Here is a 19,115-nt window from a genome sequence, read left to right as displayed (position 1 = left end):
AGCATCAGCGATCCGGAAAGTGGATGGTTTCGAAAGGGTGAACATAAACACGTTTTTGCATATGCAGTAGAAACTGCTTGTGATAAACATGGCTGGATCCTTGGATATACAGTACATCCTGGTAATGAGCATGACAGTCGTACTTTTAAAGCATTGTACGATAAGATATCTAAACTGAATCCGCAGATGTAGTTGCAGATGCAGGATATAAAACTCCGGCAATCGCCCATCGGCTGTTGGAAGATGGAAGTCAACCACTTTTTCCGTATACCCGTCCCAAGACCAAAGAAGGCTTTTTCGGAAAACACGAATTCGCATATGATGAATACTATGATTGTTATATATGTCCGGAAGCACATATATTGACATACAGTACAACAAACAGAAGTGGATATAAAGAGTATAAAATCTGCGGTGAACATTGTGCTGAATGCCAATGTCTTTCAAAATGCACAGAAAGTAAGGATCATGTAAAACTGATCACACGTCATGTATGGGAAGAATATATGGAAGTGGTAGAAGACATTCGGCACACGATCGGAAACAGACAGATCTACCAGTTAAGAAAAGAAACCATAGAGCGGATCTTCGGTACAGCGAAAGAACAGCATGGATTTCGATATACACAGTATGTAGGAAAAGCACGGATGGAAATGAAAGCCGGGCTTACCTTTGCATACATGAATTTGAAAAAACTGGCAAAGATCCTGGAAAAACGAGGTTGGAACACAGCCAGATTTTTGTTGATTTTGAAGAAAATAAAAAGAAAAGAAGTTTTAAAAGAAAAATGGTGCTGGGCATAATCCCCAACACCAAGTTTGTCTACAGCCTGACATCCTCGCCGTAGAGCGAGGATGTTTCGCTACGCAAAGTTCGCGAAAGCAAAGTTTCAGTTTTATAGAGGAAAACGTACATTTCGGAAATGACTGCGCAATGCACCATCTGTGTCTTCGGAATCAGGGGCAGATGAAAAATAATAAGCCGGATTTTGGAAGATATCATTGATAGCAATAATAGCTGCACCATATACCATGGAATCCTGTTTATAGGAGCTTAAACGGATGGAAGTGGTTTCCATTGTCTGGGAAACGATTCTTTTTTGTACATTGGAGATCACCCGCTCCAGCATCAAATTTGGGTTCACATGGGCCATTTCATCTCCGATTACGATTGTTCTCGGGTTAAAGCTGTTGATCACGTTAATAATGCCGATAGACAGATAATCACACATTTCCGTATAAAGCTTTACCGCAATCGGATTGTCTTTTTTTACCAGCAGAACCGCATCAGAGAAAGTCAGTTCATCTTTTTTTCCCAAGGCTTCATTCAGCTTTTTTACAAAGGTTATGGAAGAACAATAGCGTTCCAGACAGCCGTAATTTCCACAGGAACACCGTGGGCCGTGGATATCAATAGTTGTATGTCCGATCTCTCCGGCGGCACCTGTAGATCCTTTCAGCAGGGTACCATTGTTTACAATGCCAGCGCCAATACCCTGGGCAAAGGCAACATATACCAGTACATCTGTATTATTTGTTTCTTTACTGTACCAGAACTGGGCCAGTGCGGCTGCATTGGCGTGTTCTTCAATGATCACCGGGATCCTGTAGTGTTCCATAAATTCATCCTTCAGTGGAATGTCTGCCCAACCTTCTACTTCGGTGACAACAGAGATCCTGCCTTTGACACTGTTATAAGGGCCTGGAATAGCAAGTCCCAGTGCAAGGATTTTTTTATCAGGAAATTGATGAATGATTTTATCCATTTCACGGAAAACCATGTCCATGATCTCACGGGCATTCTGTCCGTGTTTAATACCTGTTCGGCGGATCATAACCGCCTCTCCGTATAGATTGAACAGTCCTACAGAGAAATCCTTCCTGGCAATCCGGATTCCAGCTACTGCAAGATCTTCTGTGTTTAGGGAGATTGCAATGGAGCGGCGTCCCTTCACGCCGGTAAGCAATCCTACTTCCTTTACAAGATTCCAATTCATAAAGTCATTGATAATATGTGTAACCGTTGCCTGTTTCAATCCGGAATGTTCTGCAAGAGTGGTTCTGGCGCATATTTTTTCACGTCGCAGGAGATTCAATAAAAGGCTGCGATTCAGATTCTGGATATTTCCTTGGTTTAGGCCTCGCATGGTTTCTTTCATCAGTAATACCTCTCGAAATATTATATAAGATGAACACTGAACTGCCTTGTGATGTATCAATGCAGTGTTCATATAAAGAACAATTATGAAATTATTATTTCAATTTATTACTTAATTCAATTGTATTATATAGCAAAAAAAAACCAGATGCAAGACATAAAAACAGCCGGTTCATCAATTGAGATGATCCGGCTGTGAAAAATGGTTTAAGAAGTGATCACGCGAAATATACATTTACATTATGATCTTTAAAATATTCAATATACTGCTGGGGTACATTACGGTTGGTGATCACATTAGGAATACTGTCCAGGCTGCACAGATGGGTAAATGCCCGTTTGTTGAACTTGGATTCATTAAGTAGCATATAAATGTCTTTTACATTCTGAAGGAGATAATTATACAATGGAAGCTGTGCCCGGTTGGTGATGGAGTAGCCATATTCCAGGTCGGCACCATCAATTGTGAAAAACAGTTTATCGAAATATAGCTTCTTGAGATTCTGTATGATGGATTCGTCCAGGGTTTCAATATGGTTGCTTCCAAGATGGATATTGCCCCCAAGGAGAAAAACTCCGATATCATGATTGGAAGCAAGCTCCAGTGCACCGGTGATGTTGGTAGTAACAACTGTGATTCCCTTCTTGTCGCTTTTATTCAGGTGACGACAGAGAAGAGAACCGGTAAAACCGGCACCTACAAAAAGAATATCGCCAGAATGGATTAGATCAATGGATTTCTGAGCAATAGCATTCTTACATTCAAATTGGTCATCTGCCATTTTGATGGAGGAAAAAACCTGGAAATAATTGGAATCGTCCTTTTCAGTAGTAGCAGACCGCTCCAGCTTCTTGGCACCGCCATGAGTACGCTGCAGAAAACCATTCTCTTCAAGGTGTGCGAGATCTCTTCTGGTAGTGGCAATGGAAGCGCCTGTAAGATCACAAAGTGCCTGAGTGGTTGCAGTATGATTCTGATCAAGATAATCCAATATTAATTTCTTTCGTTCCGTAGCTAGCATAAACATCTCCAATTTATATCCCGTCAGGAAAGGGATTTTTCTATTTTTACCAGTCTGCTTGTGCCGAGCCTGGAAGCACCAAGGGAAATGAATTTTTCCGCATCATCAAAAGAGGAGATGCCTCCGGCTGCTTTGATCTTAACATCAGGTCCTACATATTTAGCAAAGAGTGCGATGTCGTCAAAGGTAGCACCGCCAGTTGAAAAACCGGTAGAAGTTTTGATATAATCCGCCTTTGTCTGAGTGACGATCTCGCACATTTTAATTTTTTCTTCTTCACTTAACAGACAGGTTTCGATAATTACTTTCAATATTCTATTATCACATACTTCTTTTAGTTTTTCAATTTCATTTTGCACATATTCATAATTTTTAGCCTTTAGAGCACCGATATTGATCACCATGTCCAGTTCGGATGCACCGTTTGCAATGGCGTTTTGGGCTTCATAGATCTTTGCTTCTGTGGTGTGATTACCATTTGGAAAACCAATCACTGTACAGATGGGAATCTTGCCTTGTACATATTCTGCTGCTGCAGCAACGTAGCAGGGAGGAATACATACAGAAGCAGTGCCGTAACGAAGCCCGTCGTCACAGATCTGACGAATTTTCTCCCAGGTGGCTGTCTGCGCCAGTAATGTGTGGTCTACCATTTTTAAAACTTCACTATGTTTCATGTGATACTCCTTTCTATACTTTTTTTCTGTGGATTCAGTTTAAACTATGAGTTAGGGTCAAAAGGTATCTTGATATCCACGAATTGCTTCGCAGCGAAGCTGCTCCCGCAATTCTTAAATTATGATATTATTATATATTTATGTGATCGTTTTGTCAATAAGAATGAGCGAAAATGAGCGATAATATATAAATTATAAAAAAAACGAACAAAAAAGCAAAAAAATATTGATATTAAATGGTTTATATGTTAGTATTTAATAAATGAAAATAATAAAACGCTCAAAAACAATCAAAATAGTATTCAAAACAGAAAGGGGGATATATATGAGTTTTGACAAAGCGCAGGCAGACCGTCTTGCAGTCAAAATCAGAAAGAATATTTTAAGGGCTATTGCATCTGAAGGGAAAGGGCATATTGGAGGCTCTCTTTCGATTGCAGACACTTTTGCAGTCCTTTACAGTGGAGTGGCTAATGTAGATCCTAAAGAGCCCAAGAAGGCAGACCGGGATTTTGTGGTTATGTCCAAAGGACATTGTGGACCGGCTATGTATGCTGTGCTGGCTGCCAGAGGATTTTTCCCGGAAGAAGCATTAGACACGCTGAACAAAGGGAATACCATTCTTCCAAGCCACACAGACAGATTAAAAACACCGGGAGTGGATATTTCCACAGGCTCTCTTGGTCAAGGGGCATCCTTGGCAGCAGGTGCAGCATTGGCAGATAAAATTGATGGAAAAACTTCATATACATATATGATTTTGGGGGATGGAGAATTGGATGAGGGCCAGGTGTGGGAGTCAGCATTGTTTGCAGCACATCACAAGCTGGATCATCTGATCACTTTTGTAGATGTAAATGGTAAACAGCTGGATGGAACTACAGACCAGGTGTGTTTTCTTGGAAGCCTTGAGGATAAGTTTGGGGCATTTGGTTATTATGTGGTATCTGTTCAGAATGGAAATGACACCGAGCAGATTTATCAGGCAATCCGGGAAGCAAAAGAAGTGAAGGGCAAACCTTCCGTGATCCTTTTACATACCGTGAAAGGAGCCGGCATCCGATACTATGAGGAGATGGCAAATTGTCATTCCACAGAGGTAAAAAAAGACAATCTGCCGGATTTCTATCAGGAGCTTGACAGAAGGCTGAAAGAAAAGGAGGAGGCGTGACTGTGGAGGAACTGAGAAAGGTTTTTTATCATACAATGGCAGAATTAATGCATGAAAATCAGCAGGTGATATACCTGGATGCGGATCTGGCAGGGGCTATGGGAACAGCAGGACTGTTTCAGGAGTTCCCACAGCAGGCCTTTGACATGGGAATTATGGAAGCCAATATGATTGGGGTAGGTGCTGGGATGTCCATAAAAGGGAAAATTCCCTTTGTACACAGTTTTGGCCCATTTGCTTCCCGGAGATGTGCAGACCAGACTTTCTTATCAGGCTGCTACAATAATGCAAATCTGAAGATCATAGGTTCAGATCCTGGAATCACAGCAGAAACCAACGGCGGTACGCATATGCCATTTGAAGATGTAGGGATCTACAGATCCTTTCCGGGAATGACAATTATGGATATTGATGAGCCATATCTTCTGCAGAAGATCCTGAAGGAAATGGCGCATACTTATGGCGTGATGTATTTACGTTTCCCAAGAAAGGGAAAGACAGTCTACTATTCCGGCACAGAAGAATTTCAGATCGGAAAAGGAAACATTGTACGGGATGGTACAGATGTTACAGTGATTGCCTGTGGTATTGAAGTGGGTTATGCGCTGGCTGCGGCAGAGAATCTTGCAAAAGAAAATATCCAGGTACGAGTGGTTGATATGTTTACCATTAAACCTCTGGATAAGGAGCTTGTAATCCGCTGTGCCAGAGAAACTGGAGCTATCGTGACTGCTGAGAATCATAATATTTATGGAGGACTTGGCAGTGCAGTAGCAGAGGTGCTTGCAGAGAACTGTCCGTCCGCTTTTCGAAGAGTTGGAGTACCGGATACTTTTGGGGAAGTTGGGAATAAAGAATTCCTGGCAGATAAGTTTGGAATTTCAGCAAAACATATAGAAAAGACAGTAAGAGAACTGGTTTTGGAAAAGAAGAAAGGCCAGGGAGATTGACGCATGAGAAATGCTTTGTATATACAATCCGGAGGTCCTACGGCAGTGATCAATTGTTCTGCCTGCGGCGTAATTCGGGAATGCCAGGAGCTTTTGGAAAAAGGTGGAAAACTCTATGCAAGTCTTCATGGAATTGATGGTTTGCTTCATGACCATCTATATGACTGTACAGATATGGATGAAATGCAGTTGCAGCGTTTGGAGAATACACCGTCTATGGTTTTTGGTTCCTGCAGATATACAGTGCGAGAGGATTCTGGCGAGGATTATGACCGGATACTTGCAACACTGAAAAAATATGATATTTATTACATTTTTATTAATGGCGGAAATGGATCGGTAGCTGCCGGATATCGTTTGTCTGAAAACCTAAAAAAGGTGGGATATGCATGCCGTTTGATAGTGATTCCAAAGACTGTGGATAATGATATTGCTATTGTAGATCATGCACCTGGTTTTCCATCGGCTGCCCGTCATACTGTGATTACCATATCAGAGTTGGTTCATGATATGTATACCTACGATACGGATCTGATCATGGCAGTGGAAGTGATGGGGCGTAATACAGGATATCTTGCCGCCGCCGCAGCAGCAGCGGGGAAAACAGGATGGGGTCCGGATCTGATCTATGTACCTGAAGTGGTTTTTGATCCGGAACAGTTTGTAAAAGATGTAGCAGAAATAATACAGAAAAAAGGCAAATGCTTTGCGGTAGTGGCAGAAGGAGTAAAGACAGCAGACGGCAGATATCTCTTTGAAGATACCACCGTTAACAAAGCAGATGATCCGTCCAAAAATATGGGAGGGATTACCCCTTATCTGAATCATCTTCTGCAAAAATATTTTACTTGTAAGATCCGTTGTATTGATCTTGGACTGATGCAGAGATGTGGTGCACATGATGCCTCTGAAATTGATAAAAAAGAGGCACAGCAACTTGGACGTGAAGCTGTGAAATATGCTTTCGCAGGAGAAAATAGAAAAATGGTTACGCTTACCAGAACCAGCAGTTATCCATACAGGACAAAAATTCAGATCCTGGATCTGGAGCAAGTGGCTGGTGTGGAAAGAGTGATGGATCTGTCATACCTGGAAGAAAATCATCATCAGATCAGAGAGTCTTATATGGATTATATTCTTCCGTTGATCGGTGCATTGCCGGAGTATGTGGAATTGAAAGGATTTAGACATTAAGACAGATAGAAAAAATGGTCTGCCTGAAAATATATGATAAAAAAGTAGGAGGAAACAGCAATGTACACTTATCAGGAACTGGGACTTGTAAATACAAAAGAGATGTTTGCAAAGGCATACCGTGAAGGCTATGCAGTCCCTGCTTTGAATTTTGTAACTATTGAACAGCTGAATGGTATGATCGATGCAGTGATTGAGAAGAAATCTCCCGTAATCTTACTTGTATCACCTAATCTTCACCGTCAGCTGGGACATGAGATGACTGCAAGGCTTGCCCAGGTAGCAACAGACCGGATCAAGGAAGCCGGACTACATATTCCAGTCGCCCTGCATCTGGATCATGGCATGACTTACGAACAGTGCGTGATGGCCATTGAGGGAGGTTTTTCATCGGTTATGATCGATGGTAGTAAGCTGCCTTTTGAGGAGAATATCGCATTGACCCAAAAAGTAGTGGAGTATGCACATGCACATCATGTTACCGTGGAGGCAGAGCTTGGCATATTAAAGGGAAAGGAGGAAGAAGGAACAGAAGGTACAGATGAAAGTATGTATACAGATCCGGAGATGGCAGTAGATTTTATCCGCCGTTCTGGTTGTGACAGCCTGGCAATTTCCATAGGAACCTGTCATGGATTGGTGAAAATGGTTCCCAATGAAGATGGAACTTTGCCGGAACTGCGTTATGATATCCTTCAGTATATTTCTGACAAGGAGCCTGGTTTCCCTATCGTGCTTCATGGGTGTTCTAATATTTCCCAGAAGTATGTGGATATGATCAATGAGCATGGGGGACATATTGAAAAGACAGTAGGAATACCGGATGAACAGGTACGTAAGGCATCCAAGCTTGCAGTGTGTAAAGTTAATATTGCCACAGATGGATGGATTTGCGGGCTGGCAAATACCAGACGTATCCTGGATGAGGAGCCAGGGGCTATTGACAGTCGTGCGTTCACGCTGAAGATCCGCCCGCTGATGAAAGAACTGTATCTTCATAAGATTGAAATTATGGGAAGTGAAAACCGGGCATAAATCTTAGGACAGGTGTGAAATATGAAGGATATGGATGAAAAGTTTTTTCTTTGTGTGGAAATCGGGGGTACCAATCTGCGCTATGGAGTGGTGACAAAGAATTATACATTAAAGGAGTTTGAAAAGATTCCATCCAAAGGGCTGTCAGATGCGAAAAATAAGGGAGAATATTTAAAGCAGCTGCTGGATCCGGTATTGGAAGAACATGGAGGAGTTTCAAATTTTAGGTGTATTTCTCTTTCTCTTGCTTCTCTGATGGACCGGGACAGGACAATATGCTACAATTCCCCGAATATCAGGGGCTTTGATAATCTTCCTCTGAAAGAAATTCTGGAAAGACTATGGGGACTTCCTGTCATTATGGAGCGGGATGTGAATACCTCTCTTTTATATGATCTGTGGAAGAACCATATGGGACAGGAAGGAATTGTAATTGGTGTGTATATTGGTACTGGCCTTGGAAATGCCATGAGTATTGATGGAAAAGTATACAAGGGTTATACCGGATCATCCTGTGAACTGGGGCATATTCCTGTAGATGGTCTTGAAAAGATGTGCGGCTGTGGAAAAAAAGGATGTATTGAACTGCGTGCCTGCGGAAAAGTCCTGGCAGATATTGCCAGAGAACACTACAAATGTCAGGTGCCTGAGATTTTTGTAAAGTACGGGGATCAGTCAGATGTGATGGATGTGGTACGTATGTGTGCTCTTGCTACAGCTACGGAGGTAACAATCCTGGATCCAGTGTGTGTTGTGCTTGGCGGTGGGGTGACACAGATGCCGGGCTTTCCGTTGGAGTACTTTGTCCGTAATGTGAAAGAAAACCTGCGGATGCCGGAACCGAGGACTTCTTTGCAGATTGTTCTTGCATCGCCAGATCCGGAGGCAGGGGTGATTGGAGCAGCGTTGAATGCTTATGCTGTGCTGAAATAACAGTTTTTTGTCAAATATGAATAAATTGAAATGAAATTAATTGTAACATTCGATAAAATGACCAAATGAATTAAAAATTTATTGACATTATTAATTAAATGAATTAAGATATAACTATCAAAAGCAACGACATACATGATGCCGTAGCAAATTTAAGGAGGGTATTTTTTATGAGCAAGAAGGTATTGGCAACAATGTTAGCAGCAACAATGTTAATGGGAGCTACTGCTTCTACAGTTTCAGCAGCAGGCTTTACAGCTCCGGAAGGTGTTGATCCATCCGAGTATCATCTGGCAATCTGTATCCACTCCATGGACAATGAGTACTGGGCTCAGGAGGCTAAGGGTGCTCAGCTGGCAGCAGAGTATTATGGAGTTGGGGCAGATATCCTTACCTGTGACAGTGATGACAATAAACAGATCCAGGGTATCAAGGATTATATTGCACAGTATGGAGATAAGGCAATCTTCGTAGTTGACCCGTCCTCCACAGCTAATACAGTAAATATTGCTGAGACATGTGAAGATGCCGGCGTTTATGTATCCATCCTTGCACATAGGGCTGAAGGCCTTTATCCGGCAGATTATCCTCATTTTGTAACATCTTTGATGCTGGATGACATGGCAATTGGTAAGGCTACTGCATCTGCACTGTTTGAGGCCATCGGTGGTGAGGGACAGGTTGCAGAGCTTCAGGGTCTTCTTGGTGATGATTCTGCTACCAACAGACATGCGGCATTTGAGGAAGCATTAAAGGATTATCCGAACATCGAAGTAGTTGACAGCCAGACAGCAAGCTGGAGCCAGTCAGATGCTATGACACTTGTAGAGAACTGGATCGTTAATTATCCGGATCTGAAAGGTATCTTCTCCGCAAACGATACAATGGCACTTGGTGCAGTAGAAGCTCTTAAGAATGCTGGAAAGAACGGCGAGATCAAAGTCAGCGGATGTGATGGTATTGAGGCAGCTCTTAATGCAGTTAAAGATGGTGATCTTGTTATCACAAACGCAAACGATGGATATTGCATCGCTGGTTATGGCGCATCCTATGCAATCCAGGCAGCTCTTGGAAGCCTTGACGTAGAAGGTATGGATCCTGCAGAACGTCTGATTTTCTGCAAGACTACACTTGTAACAAATGACAACGTAGATGACATTATTTCCAAGTTCATTGAGACTCAGGATCCTGGATATGATTATTCAGACCTTAGCTTCTGCATTGACAAATATCAGGAAGACAGTGCAGCAGACGAGGCAACTGACGCAGCAGAATAAATAATCGGGCTGCTTGGTGAATCCGGCAGCAAGATAGGATTATTACAAGAGAGGCGAAATGCAGGCCGCATTTCGCCTCCTCTGTTAAAAACTGGATGTGAGGATGTTCTATGAATAATAAACGACGTGACTTATTAAAGAAAATGACAGTTAGTCAGCAGTTCGTTACCCAGGCAGAGGACAATGCCAAAATGGATAAGGTCAGAAGGTATGCACCACTGATCCTGCTGGTTATCATGACTGCAATCGGAGGCATTTCCCAAAAAAATTTTTTCTCCTGGGCAAATATTGTGAATATTATGTTCCAGATGTCTATTCCACTGGTCATTTCTGTGGGTCTGAGTTTTGTCCTTCTTCTTGGCAGTATCGATCTTTCTATTGAGGGAAATATGGGCTTTGCCGGTTCCCTGGTTGCTTTTCTTGTTGTTAACAATTCAAATTCAAACAATTTCGGTATTTTCGGTGTGCTCATAGTCATCCTGATCGGGATGGCAGTTGGTGCAGTGGTTGGATTCCTTCATACAAAAGGAAGAATCGCAAGCTTTATTGTTTCTTATGCAGTTGGTTGTATTATGACAGGTGCAGCAGTGTTAATTTACAGAGGTACACCAATTCAGGTTAAGGATCCCATGTTTATTGCTATTTCTCAGGGAAGGCTGTTCGGGATTCCATACATTACGTTGATTTCATTTGCTGTGTTTATCATAGGTGCAATCATTATGAACTATACTGCATTTGGTCGGGCAGTATTTGCAATCGGTGACAATGAGGCGGCAGCAGCTTCTACAGGAATTAATATTACACGTACCAAGATTAAAGTATTTGCTTTGTGCGGATGTACAGCAGCGATTGCAGGTGTACTTCAGTGTATGAGATTAAAACTTGGACAGTCTAATCTTGGACTGAACCAGATGTTCCCGGTTGTTACAGCTATCGTACTTGGTGGTGGCTCTGTAAGTGGCGGTAAGGGTGGTTCCCTTCAGACCTTTGTAGGTGTGCTGATTTACACGGAACTGGCAAACTGGCTGACTCTGATGGGCGTTGATACAAACCTTAAAAAAGTTATCCAGGGTATTATCATCATTATCGCTGTTACGCTTACAGTAGAGCATAACAGAAAGACTGTAGTGAAGTAAACGGAGGGATACATATGGGCGAAGTTTTATTTGAAACAAAAGGCGTTGGCAAAACATATGGATCCAATACTGTTTTGCATGATATTGATATGAAAATCCACAGCGGCGAGGTGATCGGCCTGATCGGCGAGAACGGAGCTGGAAAATCTACGCTTATGAAGCTGATCAGTGGTGTTGAGTCTCCTTCTATGGGTGAGATGTTTTATATGGGTAAACCCTATGTAGCAACATCCATTATTAATGCTAACAAGCAGGGTATCGGAATGGTATTCCAGGAACAGTCACTGGTAGCTAATCTTACAGTTGCTCAGAATATTTACCTGGGACGCGAGAAAAAATATTCCAAAGCAGGACTTGTTAATTGGAAAGAAATGAACAAGGATGCAAAGAAAGCATTGGAGCGTGTAGATATCAAACTGGAGCCAGGAAAAAAAGTTAGGGATATTGATATGGCAACCAGAGAAATGGTTGAGATTGCCAAGGTGCTGGATGTTGTAACGGAAGCAGCGGAAGGACATGCGATTATCCTTCTGGATGAGCCTACAACTGTGCTTTCTGACGATGAGATTCAGGAGATGTATGTGCAGATCCGGAAAATGAAGGAAGCAGGAAATGGTATTGTCTTTATTTCTCATCATTTGGATGAGATCCTTGCAATCACAGATACGATTTATGTATTCAAAGATGGAGAGGAGACAGCTGTTTTTCCTACTGCAGAGGCGAACATTGATGTTCTTTATGAAAAAATGGTAGGAAGAGCAACCACAGGAGAGTTTTATGTGGAGGCGCAGCAGAGAGTGCCATCAGATAAAGTTGTTCTTGAGGTAGAGGATTTAAGTCTTTTTGGTATATTTAATCACATTTCCTTTAAGCTTCATGAAGGAGAGGTGCTTGGACTTGCAGGATTGGACGGTTCAGGTGCAGAGGATGTATGTAACTGTCTGGTTGGTCAGGTGGCACCTACAGAGGGGCGTATCCTGATGGATGGAAAAGAGGTCAGATTTGGTAACTCCTATCAGGCAAGGAAAGCGGGGATTCTTTCCGTACCAAAGGATCGAAGAGATGAAGGAATGGTCAGCATTCTTTCAATTGAAGACAATATTACCATATCCAGCTGGGAACATATGAAGAATAAAGGCTTTCTGTCCGGAAAACGGATCCGTAAGACCGCACAGAAATGGATCAAAGAGGCAGGTATTAAATGTACTAGCCCTAAGGAACGTATTTCACAGCTTTCTGGCGGTAATGCACAGAAGGTAATCTTTGCAAGAGTTCTTGAGAGCGGCTGTAAAGTGTTGATTCTGAATCATCCTACCAGAGGTGTGGATGTAGGGGCAAAGCAGGAGATTTACCGTCTGGTACGTGAAATGACAGCAGCCGGACATGCGATCATTGTAATCGGAGATACTCTGGATGAATGTCTTGGTTTATCCAGTAATGTTATTGTTTTCAGAGACGGTCTGATCAGCGGATTCTTTGACTGCCCTGTTGACTTCAAACCTTCCCAACAGGAAGTTGTACATTTTATGATGTAGGAGGGCAGAAGAGAAATGAAGCAGAAAAAATTCAGTTTATCTAATTTATCACAGTACATGGTAGTTATCAGTATTGTGCTGGTATTTTTAATATTTACAATTTTAAATCCTACCTTTATTAGTGCATACAGTCTCCAGAACCTTCTGGTTGAGGTTTCTCCGCTGATTCTGCTGGCAGGCGGCCTGTCTTTTATCATCTTTACTGGTGGTATTGATCTGGGAGCTGGTGCCATGGTATCTGCTACATGTGTTATTTCAGGTCTTTATGTAAGCCGTTTTGGTAACTGGATCATTCCTATCATGGTGGTGATCGGTGTGGGACTTGGGCTTTTAAATGGAGTGATCGTAACAAAATTGAAGATACCGTCCTTTATCGTAACTCTTTGTACGCAGAACTTATGGGCATTTATTGCTTTGTATTTTTGTCCCAATGGTTCTGTGGCAGTAGGAATGGAATACAGAAAAGAAATTAGCTGGATGACAAGTAAGGTTGCAGGGATCCCGGTTATTTTTTTCTTTGCGGTAGTTGTTGTGATCCTTCTCTATATTTTCCAGCAGTATACACCATCAGGAAGAGCAATTTTTGCAGTAGGAGCTAACATCCGTTCTACCAGGCTTGCAGGTGTGGATACAGATAAAGCACAGATTATGGCATTTGTAGTCAGTGGTGCATGCAGCTCCCTTGCAGGTGCGCTTTATGCATACAAACAGAAATCAGCGGTGCCTACTATCGGTGACGCCCTTACACTTTCAGCTATTGCTTCTATAGCGCTTGGCGGAACTTCTATGGCAGGAGGTCGTGGAAGTGTACTCCGTACGACAATTGGTGTTATTACCATTACCGCAATTACATCAGGACTTAACATGATGGGAGTGGATCCTCTCTGGAAAGATATTATTATTGGTGTCATCCTGATCGTAGCCGTATATCTGAATTCAGATACAAAAGGCAGAGATATTATTGTAAAATAATTTTCTTGAAAGAGCAGGAGAAATTGTTTTCTCCTGCTCACTTTATTTCTGGAGCAGCATAAAAAATACTTTTGATTTTGAGACATCGGAGGAATTACAATGAAGAAAATAGTTCGTTTTTGTATCATTTGCGCTATGACAGTTTCATTATTTGGAACCGTGCAGGTTTCGGCAGCAGGGAAGGCGGAAGAAGGTCAGGAAGAACAGCTGGATGGCTCAGATTCAAAAGCAACCTATCTGTCACAATTTAATGCAGGCACATATGTGGAACTGGCTGATTACAGTTCCATTCCAGTGGATGCCAATGAAGGGGATACCAGCGGGATTGAGAATGACATAGGAGATTATCTGCTGAAGAACAGTACATTTGTTAAAGAGCTTCCCAGCCCTTTTGTGAATCGGAATACGTCTACTTTAAAGGATGAACTGCAGAATTATGCAGACACTTATAAGATGTCTCTGGCAGATTTTATGAAATATTATGATTCAAGTCTGACGGAAGACACTTACGAAGAGTATATTCAAAAACTAGGATCTGATTACAGTAAAAAGTTAGTTGCCATGCAGGCGGTAGCAGATGCGGAAAATCTGGCTGTCACAGATGAAGAACTGCAGGAGCGGATCAAGACCCAGGCAGAGGCAGCAGGATTTTCAGATGTAGATGAATATAAGTCTGCGGTGAAGATGGATCCGGAAGAATTACGGGAAGTGATGACAAGTAAAAAGGTATTTGAATTTCTTGAAGGAAAGGTTACTTTTAATAAAAAGTAAGGGATAAATCATGAAAATTACAGGATTAAATCACATAACGATTAATGTAGTGGATTTGGAAACATCGGTTATTTTTTACAAAACAGTTCTTGGTTTACAGCAGAGTGGATTTATCAATATGGGAGATCATACCCTGACTTATTTTGATCTTCCACAGAATGTTAGACTGGAATTGATTGATTATATGCAGAAAGATCCGCAAAAAGAACATCGGGAAACGGATATCGGTACATACCGTCATTTCTGTCTGGAGACAGATGACCTTGTGGAATTGGAACATATCTGTAAGGAAAGTGGAGTTTTGATTCGTAAATCTCCATCCTATGTAGAAAAGCTTTCCTGCAGTACAATGCTTGTTTTAGATCCCAACGGTGTTGAAATAGAAATAATAAAAAAATAGGAGATGAATTATGAGCTATTTCATGGGTATTGATCTGGGAACATCCAGTACAAAAACACTGATCATGGAGGAAAATGGAAAAACAGCAGGGATCGGAAATGCCAGTTACGGGATACAGATCCCGCAGATTTCTTATGCGGAGCAGGATCCGCTGGAATGGTGGGAGGCTGTTAAAAAGTCCATTAAAAAAGCTTTGCAGGAGGCCGGGATCCAGGGCCGGGACATAGCAGGCATTGGTTTTTCCGGACAGATGCATGGAATGGTGGCATTGGATGAGAACAAACAGCTTGCATGCAAAGCGATTATCCATCTTGATCAGAGAAGCAGCTTAGAACTTAAAGAAATCCGTACTCTAGCCGGGAATCTGATGACAGAGGAGCTTTTAAACCAGCCAAGTGCAGGGATGATGATCAGCAGTCTGTATTGGCTCAAAAAGCATCAGAAGGAAACCTATGATAGAATCCGTTATGTAATGTCCCCAAAGGATTATATCAGCTTCCGGCTTTGTGGAGAGATTGGTACAGAATATACAGATGCAGGGGCAGCTTTAGGTTTTTCCGTTAAGAATTATCGTTGGTGCACAGAATTATTTAAACGATTGGAGCTGAAAGAAGAGATTTGGCCGCCTGTGCATAAAAGCTTTGAGATTGCAGGAAATGTTACAGCTGAGGCAGCGGAGGAAACGGGACTTTCTACTAGTACGAAGGTGATTTACGGTGCCGGGGACAGTATGGCTGCTCTTACTGGCAATGGGATTATTGAAAGCGGTTTTATTACTTGTAACATCGGTACTTCTTCTCAGCTGGCAGTGGTTGTGGATAAGCCGATTTTTGATCCCAAAATGCGGATTCAGACATGGTGTCACACAGTTCCTAAGCGCTGGGTGGTACAAAGTGGTACGCTGAATGGTGGAAGTGTATTAAGCTGGCTTCGAAATAATATGCTGAAAACCGATGAGACATTTGCTCAGTTAGATCAGGAAGCTGGACTTACACCTGCAGGAGCTGACGGTTTATATTTTCTTCCGTATCTTGCCGGTGAAAGAACTCCTTATAATGATCCTTATGCAAAGGGTGTTTTCTTTGGATTAAGCATGATGCATCAGCAGGGTCATCTGGTACGTTCTGCAATGGAAGGAATTTTATTTAATCTGAAAGAATGTCTGTATATTCTGGATGAAATGAAGGTGGACAGATCCAGGCTGATTGCATCTGGAGGAGCTGCAAGAGGAGTGACTTGGAAGCAGATTCAGGCAGACGTGCTGAATATGCCGGTATATTCCACAAACGTCAAGGAAGAGGCCTGCCAGGGAGCAGCAATCCTTGCAGCTGTGGGTGTTGGATTTTTTAAAGATATCAAAGAGGGCTGTCAGGCAGCTGTGACCATGAGTCCGGAAGTTGTGGAGCCAATCCTTGAAAATGTGAAAATATATAATGAAAAACAGGAAGTTTTCCATGATTTGTATTACAGCGTGAAAAAACTGTATCCACGGATTGTTTAATAGGGAGTTCTCTATAGAATCTGTATATATGGAATATATTATAATGTGAAAGGCGGTATATGGGATGATGGATTTATATTCTATCGGAGAAATGGTGATCGATATGATACCCGGAAGCGAGCCTGCCAGTTATCTTCGCAGGGCTGGGGGAGCTCCTGCCAATGTAGCTATTGCCGTTGTGAAAAACGGATTAAAGGCATCTCTAACCTGCAAGGTTGGAAATGATGATTTCGGGCGTTTTCTTATGGATACACTAAAAGAAAATAAGGTGAAGCAGAATGTGCCGGAACTTACGGATCAGGCAATCACCACCATTGCGTTTGTTACGCTTCAGGAGGATGGGGAAAGGACATTTACTTTTGCCAGAAAGCCAGGAGCGGATATGCTGCTTTCCCCAGATGAAGTAAAAGAATCGGATATTGCAGACTCTGTGATCGTACATGCAGGTTCCTGCTCTTTGTCTGCCAGTCCTGTGGCTGAAGCTACTGTTAAAGCATTGAAAACAGGCCATAATCTTGGAAAACTGGTATCTTTTGACGTGAATTATCGAAATCTTATGTGGAAAGATGATCAGCAGGCTTGTGCAGATGCAGTAAAAGCCATACTTCCCTATGTAGATATCCTGAAAATCTCAGAAGAAGAAGTGGAAATGCTGGGTGGACAGGAAAATATTCAGAATCTTATGAAAGAGAACCAGATTACAATGGTGGTGGAAACCCTGGGCTCTGAGGGTGCTTTGGCATACCTTGGGGAGAATGTGATCCAAGTAGCAGGCCGTAAGGTGAAGGCTGTAGACGCTACCGGCGCAGGGGATGCTTTCTGGGGGGCATTTCTATCCTCTCTTCGAATTCAGGGAGTGGAGAAAAATACAGATCTTACACCTGAAATCGTTAAAAATGCTATGGAATATGGTAACATTTCCGGATGCATTTGTGTACAGAGTAAGGGAGCTATTGATTCTCTTCCAACTAGGGAAATAATCGAAGCTTATATCAGGGAAAATAAATAATACATAGATGCAGGCAGAATTACTGTACCAGATTATAAAATTCAGGAGGAAAACTGTATGTCAGTTTGGGAAGAAAAATGTATTATATCGCCGTCTTTGATTTGTCTGGATATGTGCAATCTGGAAAGTCAGATCCGTATTCTTGAGCAGTCTGGGATCAATGTGCTTCATGTAGATATTCTGGACGGTCATTTTAGTCCAAGTATGCCTTTAGGGCTGGACACAGTAAGGCAGCTGCGTCAGAAAACGGACATGTTTTTTGACTGTCATGTTATGGTGGAAAATCAGGATTTTTTTGTAGATGAGCTTCTGGACATAGGAGTGCAGCAAATCGTATTCCATGCAGAGACACAGCCTCACATTGACGGCATGATCAACCGGATTCATGCAAAAGGAGTAAAAGCAGGAATCGCATTGAAGCCGTCCACTCCTTTATCTACAGTAGAATATGTATTGGATAAATGTGACAGTGTGCTTTTAATGTTGATCAATCCGGGATACGCTTTCCTGAAAGGGGAAAAGCAGGTTGCCTATGCAGATCGGAAGATTCGTCAGCTTCGCCAAATGATCAATGAAAGAGGGCTTGATACCAAAATCGAACTGGATGGACGTATTTCACTGGATAATATCCGTACCTATGGAAAAGATCTGGCTGATGTGTTTGTAACAGGAACAACCTGTCTGGATCGAAATGATCTTTTGGGAAGCTTTGCAAGATTAGAGCAGATCCGCAAGGAAATATTATGATACTGGTAAAGCGAAAAAGGCTTAAAATTATAAAGAGAGGAAACAAAAATGACATTCAAAGAGGATTATGAAAAAACCTGTAAAGATGTTTTTACAGAACTGGAAAAAACCATGGCCAGTATTGATACTGAAGCATTGGAACAATTGACTGAGGATATTTTAAATGCAGACCAGGTGTTTTTTGTTGGAGTTGGACGTGTGATGTTGGCACTCCAGTGTGTATGTAAAAGACTGGCACACTTGGGAATCAAAGCTCATTATGTTGGGGAGATCACAGAACCAGCTATCACAAAGAAGGATCTTTTGATTGTTGGTTCTGGTTCCGGCGGTTCACTTTTTCCACTTGGAATTGCTAAAAAGGCAAGAAAAACGGTAGATTGCAAGATTGTTCATATTGGTTCCAATCCTAATAGTGAGATGAAAGAAATTGCAGACTATATGGTAAGGATTCCGGTGCGGACAAAGCTGTATCTGGAAGATGAAATTGATTCCTGTCAAATCATGACTTCTCTGTTTGAACAGTGTGTATTGCTTCTTGGGGATATTCTGGCAAAGATGATCGTAGAAAGCCGCAATATTGATATGAAGGCTCTCTGGCAGTGTCATGCAAATCTTGAGTAACCGATGG

18 protein-coding genes and 1 pseudogene are annotated in these 19,115 nt (G+C 42.1%); 16 read left to right on the top strand and 3 right to left on the bottom strand.

From position 1 onward, the window contains the following. Window positions 1-803 (top strand): annotated as a pseudogene (locus tag ACESTK_RS12635) (transposase); the annotation flags it as partial. 92 nt (window positions 804-895) lie between these two features. On the opposite strand, the gene ACESTK_RS12630 reads toward ACESTK_RS12635, so the two are convergent. The 3 genes from ACESTK_RS12630 to deoC form a co-directional block, all read right to left on the bottom strand. Beyond that, window positions 896-2,158: an ROK family protein gene (locus ACESTK_RS12630; protein WP_187566570.1), complete on the bottom strand. Its 1,263-nt coding sequence runs from the start codon at window positions 2,156-2,158 to the stop codon at window positions 896-898. A gap of 217 nt (window positions 2,159-2,375) precedes the next feature. After that, a complete protein-coding gene (locus ACESTK_RS12625; protein WP_187566567.1) occupies window positions 2,376-3,179 on the bottom strand; it encodes a DeoR/GlpR family DNA-binding transcription regulator in 804 nt (267 codons plus the stop codon). 23 nt (window positions 3,180-3,202) lie between these two features. Next, window positions 3,203-3,856: a deoxyribose-phosphate aldolase gene (gene deoC, locus ACESTK_RS12620; protein ID WP_187566565.1), complete on the bottom strand. Its 654-nt coding sequence runs from the start codon at window positions 3,854-3,856 to the stop codon at window positions 3,203-3,205. 325 nt (window positions 3,857-4,181) lie between these two features. Here deoC and ACESTK_RS12615 point away from each other — a divergent pair, with 325 nt between their 5' ends. From ACESTK_RS12615 to hxlB, 15 genes are all read left to right on the top strand, one after another. Next, on the top strand, window positions 4,182-5,027 hold the full coding sequence (locus ACESTK_RS12615; protein WP_187566562.1) for a transketolase: 846 nt from the start codon (window positions 4,182-4,184) through the stop codon (window positions 5,025-5,027). 2 nt (window positions 5,028-5,029) lie between these two features. Further along, a complete protein-coding gene (locus ACESTK_RS12610) occupies window positions 5,030-5,977 on the top strand; it encodes a transketolase C-terminal domain-containing protein (protein ID WP_330608548.1) in 948 nt (315 codons plus the stop codon). 3 nt (window positions 5,978-5,980) lie between these two features. Further along, complete coding sequence (locus ACESTK_RS12605; protein ID WP_373119900.1) at window positions 5,981-7,171, top strand: diphosphate--fructose-6-phosphate 1-phosphotransferase; 1,191 nt, start codon at window positions 5,981-5,983, stop codon at window positions 7,169-7,171. 60 nt (window positions 7,172-7,231) lie between these two features. Next, window positions 7,232-8,206 carry a ketose-bisphosphate aldolase gene (locus ACESTK_RS12600; RefSeq protein WP_373119898.1) on the top strand — a complete coding sequence of 325 codons (975 nt, stop codon included), beginning with the start codon at window positions 7,232-7,234 and terminating at the stop codon, window positions 8,204-8,206. A 21-nt stretch (window positions 8,207-8,227) separates the two neighbouring features. After that, window positions 8,228-9,139, top strand: a complete 912-nt coding sequence (gene alsK / locus ACESTK_RS12595) for an allose kinase (RefSeq protein ID WP_373119897.1) — start codon at window positions 8,228-8,230, stop codon at window positions 9,137-9,139. A gap of 170 nt (window positions 9,140-9,309) precedes the next feature. Then, window positions 9,310-10,416: a sugar ABC transporter substrate-binding protein gene (locus ACESTK_RS12590; protein ID WP_187566554.1), complete on the top strand. Its 1,107-nt coding sequence runs from the start codon at window positions 9,310-9,312 to the stop codon at window positions 10,414-10,416. Between the two features lie 110 nt (window positions 10,417-10,526). Next, a complete protein-coding gene (locus ACESTK_RS12585; RefSeq protein ID WP_373119895.1) occupies window positions 10,527-11,552 on the top strand; it encodes an ABC transporter permease in 1,026 nt (341 codons plus the stop codon). 14 nt (window positions 11,553-11,566) lie between these two features. Further along, entirely contained in the window at window positions 11,567-13,087 is a 1,521-nt protein-coding gene (locus tag ACESTK_RS12580; protein WP_373119893.1) for a sugar ABC transporter ATP-binding protein, read from the top strand. A 15-nt stretch (window positions 13,088-13,102) separates the two neighbouring features. Beyond that, window positions 13,103-14,059 (top strand): ABC transporter permease, encoded by a 957-nt coding sequence (locus ACESTK_RS12575; protein WP_187566546.1) that lies wholly within the window; start codon window positions 13,103-13,105, stop codon window positions 14,057-14,059. 99 nt (window positions 14,060-14,158) lie between these two features. Beyond that, window positions 14,159-14,830 carry a hypothetical protein gene (locus ACESTK_RS12570; protein ID WP_187566544.1) on the top strand — a complete coding sequence of 224 codons (672 nt, stop codon included), beginning with the start codon at window positions 14,159-14,161 and terminating at the stop codon, window positions 14,828-14,830. A gap of 10 nt (window positions 14,831-14,840) precedes the next feature. Next, on the top strand, window positions 14,841-15,230 hold the full coding sequence (locus ACESTK_RS12565; protein WP_187566542.1) for a VOC family protein: 390 nt from the start codon (window positions 14,841-14,843) through the stop codon (window positions 15,228-15,230). Window positions 15,231-15,240: 10 nt separating this feature from the next. Then, window positions 15,241-16,731, top strand: coding sequence for a xylulokinase (gene xylB, locus ACESTK_RS12560; RefSeq protein WP_187566540.1), 1,491 nt, complete (start codon window positions 15,241-15,243; stop codon window positions 16,729-16,731). Between the two features lie 64 nt (window positions 16,732-16,795). Then, window positions 16,796-17,740, top strand: a complete 945-nt coding sequence (locus ACESTK_RS12555; protein ID WP_187566538.1) for a carbohydrate kinase — start codon at window positions 16,796-16,798, stop codon at window positions 17,738-17,740. 57 nt (window positions 17,741-17,797) lie between these two features. Then, window positions 17,798-18,487, top strand: coding sequence for a ribulose-phosphate 3-epimerase (locus tag ACESTK_RS12550; protein WP_187566535.1), 690 nt, complete (start codon window positions 17,798-17,800; stop codon window positions 18,485-18,487). A gap of 48 nt (window positions 18,488-18,535) precedes the next feature. After that, window positions 18,536-19,108, top strand: coding sequence for a 6-phospho-3-hexuloisomerase (gene hxlB, locus ACESTK_RS12545; protein WP_187566533.1), 573 nt, complete (start codon window positions 18,536-18,538; stop codon window positions 19,106-19,108). Window positions 19,109-19,115: the final 7 nt, after the last annotated feature.

This window comes from Ruminococcus sp. Marseille-P328 (assembly GCF_964249465.1).
Taxonomy (GTDB): Bacteria; Bacillota; Clostridia; order Lachnospirales; family Lachnospiraceae; genus Blautia_A; species Blautia_A faecis.
This window is presented reverse-complemented; position numbering and strand designations above follow the sequence as displayed.

What these genes read in the sequence shown, in the direction of transcription:
- ACESTK_RS12580 (WP_373119893.1), top strand. Translation starts at nt 11,567, where the DNA reads ATGGGCGAAGTTTTATTTGAAACAAAAGGCGTTGGCAAAACATATGGA.
- ACESTK_RS12570 (WP_187566544.1), top strand. Translation starts at nt 14,159, where the DNA reads ATGAAGAAAATAGTTCGTTTTTGTATCATTTGCGCTATGACAGTTTCA.
- ACESTK_RS12630 (WP_187566570.1), bottom strand. Translation starts at nt 2,158, where the DNA reads ATGAAAGAAACCATGCGAGGCCTAAACCAAGGAAATATCCAGAATCTG.
- ACESTK_RS12555 (WP_187566538.1), top strand. Translation starts at nt 16,796, where the DNA reads ATGATGGATTTATATTCTATCGGAGAAATGGTGATCGATATGATACCC.
- hxlB (WP_187566533.1), top strand. Translation starts at nt 18,536, where the DNA reads ATGACATTCAAAGAGGATTATGAAAAAACCTGTAAAGATGTTTTTACA.
- xylB (WP_187566540.1), top strand. Translation starts at nt 15,241, where the DNA reads ATGAGCTATTTCATGGGTATTGATCTGGGAACATCCAGTACAAAAACA.
- ACESTK_RS12605 (WP_373119900.1), top strand. Translation starts at nt 5,981, where the DNA reads ATGAGAAATGCTTTGTATATACAATCCGGAGGTCCTACGGCAGTGATC.
- ACESTK_RS12585 (WP_373119895.1), top strand. Translation starts at nt 10,527, where the DNA reads ATGAATAATAAACGACGTGACTTATTAAAGAAAATGACAGTTAGTCAG.
- ACESTK_RS12625 (WP_187566567.1), bottom strand. Translation starts at nt 3,179, where the DNA reads ATGCTAGCTACGGAACGAAAGAAATTAATATTGGATTATCTTGATCAG.
- ACESTK_RS12590 (WP_187566554.1), top strand. Translation starts at nt 9,310, where the DNA reads ATGAGCAAGAAGGTATTGGCAACAATGTTAGCAGCAACAATGTTAATG.
- deoC (WP_187566565.1), bottom strand. Translation starts at nt 3,856, where the DNA reads ATGAAACATAGTGAAGTTTTAAAAATGGTAGACCACACATTACTGGCG.
- ACESTK_RS12600 (WP_373119898.1), top strand. Translation starts at nt 7,232, where the DNA reads ATGTACACTTATCAGGAACTGGGACTTGTAAATACAAAAGAGATGTTT.
- ACESTK_RS12575 (WP_187566546.1), top strand. Translation starts at nt 13,103, where the DNA reads ATGAAGCAGAAAAAATTCAGTTTATCTAATTTATCACAGTACATGGTA.
- alsK (WP_373119897.1), top strand. Translation starts at nt 8,228, where the DNA reads ATGAAGGATATGGATGAAAAGTTTTTTCTTTGTGTGGAAATCGGGGGT.
- ACESTK_RS12615 (WP_187566562.1), top strand. Translation starts at nt 4,182, where the DNA reads ATGAGTTTTGACAAAGCGCAGGCAGACCGTCTTGCAGTCAAAATCAGA.
- ACESTK_RS12565 (WP_187566542.1), top strand. Translation starts at nt 14,841, where the DNA reads ATGAAAATTACAGGATTAAATCACATAACGATTAATGTAGTGGATTTG.
- ACESTK_RS12550 (WP_187566535.1), top strand. Translation starts at nt 17,798, where the DNA reads ATGTCAGTTTGGGAAGAAAAATGTATTATATCGCCGTCTTTGATTTGT.